Source organism: Roseateles sp. P5_E11 (assembly GCF_054049355.1).
This window is the reverse complement of the sequence record NZ_JBFUMO010000915.1, coordinates 1-1,590: the sequence shown is the minus strand read 5'-3', so window position 1 is coordinate 1,590 and position 1,590 is coordinate 1. Positions and strand designations below refer to the sequence as shown.

The 1,590-nt window shown below is 67.1% G+C and carries 2 protein-coding genes; one reads left to right on the top strand and one right to left on the bottom strand.

The features are described from left to right. Nucleotides 1-1,165, top strand: a 1,165-nt coding sequence (locus tag ACXJKR_RS32045) for an AAA family ATPase (RefSeq protein WP_457326292.1), incomplete at its 5' end; no start/stop codon positions are given. 25 nt (nucleotides 1,166-1,190) lie between these two features. On the opposite strand, the gene ACXJKR_RS32040 is transcribed toward ACXJKR_RS32045, so the two are convergent. Further along, a partial coding sequence (locus tag ACXJKR_RS32040; protein WP_457326291.1) for a GGDEF domain-containing protein occupies nucleotides 1,191-1,590 on the bottom strand: 400 nt, incomplete at its 5' end.

Genomic DNA, 1,590 nt, shown 5'->3' with positions numbered 1-1,590 from the left:
AGAGATCGATCGCGCCCGCCAGCACATCGAGGAATGGAAGCGCAAGGGCGACTTCAACAAGGTTGCCGAGTTGCAGTACGGCAAGCTCCCCGAGCTGGAGAAGCAGCTCAAGGAGGCCCAGGCCAAGGAGGCCGGCAAGGCCGGCACCAACAGGCCGCAACTGCTGCGCACGCTGGTGGGTGCCGAGGAGATCGCCGAGGTCGTGGCGCGCTCTACCGGCATTCCGGTCTCCAAGCTGATGCAGGGCGAGCKCGAGAAGCTGCTGCAGATGGAAGCCAAGCTGCACGATCGCGTCATCGGCCAGGACGAGGCCATCCRGGCCGTGTCCGACGCCATCCGCCGCTCACGCGCCGGCCTGAGCGATCCGAACCGGCCGCTGGGCAGCTTCCTGTTCCTCGGCCCCACCGGCGTTGGCAAGACCGAGCTGTGCAAGGCGCTGGCCGGCTTCCTGTTCGACAGTGACGACCACATGGTGCGCATCGACATGAGCGAATTCATGGAGAAGCATTCGGTGAGCCGTCTCATTGGTGCGCCTCCCGGCTATGTCGGCTACGAAGAAGGCGGCACGCTGACCGAGGCCGTGCGCCGCAAACCCTACTCCGTGCTGCTGCTCGACGAGGTCGAGAAGGCCCACCCGGACGTGTTCAACGTGCTGCTGCAGGTGCTGGATGATGGCCGCCTGACCGACGGCCAAGGCCGCACGGTGGACTTCAAGAACACCGTCATCGTGATGACATCAAACCTCGGCTCCCAGCACATCATGGCGTTGTCGGGTGAGAAGGACGAGGTCATCCGCGAGGCCGTGTGGGGCGAGGTCAAGGCCCACTTCCRGCCCGAGTTCCTGAACCGCATCGACGAGACGGTCATCTTCCACGCGCTGGGCGCCGACCACATCAAGTCCATCGCCCGCATCCAACTGCGGCTGCTCGAGGCGCGCCTGGAAAAGATGGAGATGAAGCTGGACATCAGCGAGGCGGCGCTGAACGAACTGGCCAAGGTCGGCTTCGACCCCGTCTTCGGCGCCCGGCCGCTGAAGCGAGCCATCCAGCAGCGCGTCGAGAACCCGCTGTCCAAGCTCATCCTCCAGGGGCGCTTCGGCCCGAAGGATGTGATCCCGGTGCAGGTCGAAGGCGGCGAGTTCTCGTTCGGTCGCGTCGTGCACTGAGCGTCGTGCGCGGCGCCCGCCACGCTCAGAGCGTGGTGACGGCGTCGTGCGCGGTGTCGAGTTCGACGCGGTTGCGACCGGCGGCCTTGGCGCGGTAGAGGGCCGCGTCGGCCCGCTTGAAGGCGCGGTGGGTCGACGCCCCGGGCGGTGCCAGCGCAACGCCGAAACTCGCCGTGATGCCGAAACGGCCCTTGGCGTCGAAGTTGCCGCGTTGCACGGCATCGCGCAGCTTCTCCGCCAGCCGCACCGCGTCGTCGGCATGGCGGCCCTGGCAGGCGACGAGGARCTCCTCGCCGCCCCAGCGACCGATGACGTCACTCGTGCGCAGATTGGCCGACACGATGGCGGCCATGCGGCGCAGCACCTCGTCGCCGACGGGGTGGCCCCAGCGGTCGTTGATGTGCTTGAAGTGGTCGATGTCGAGC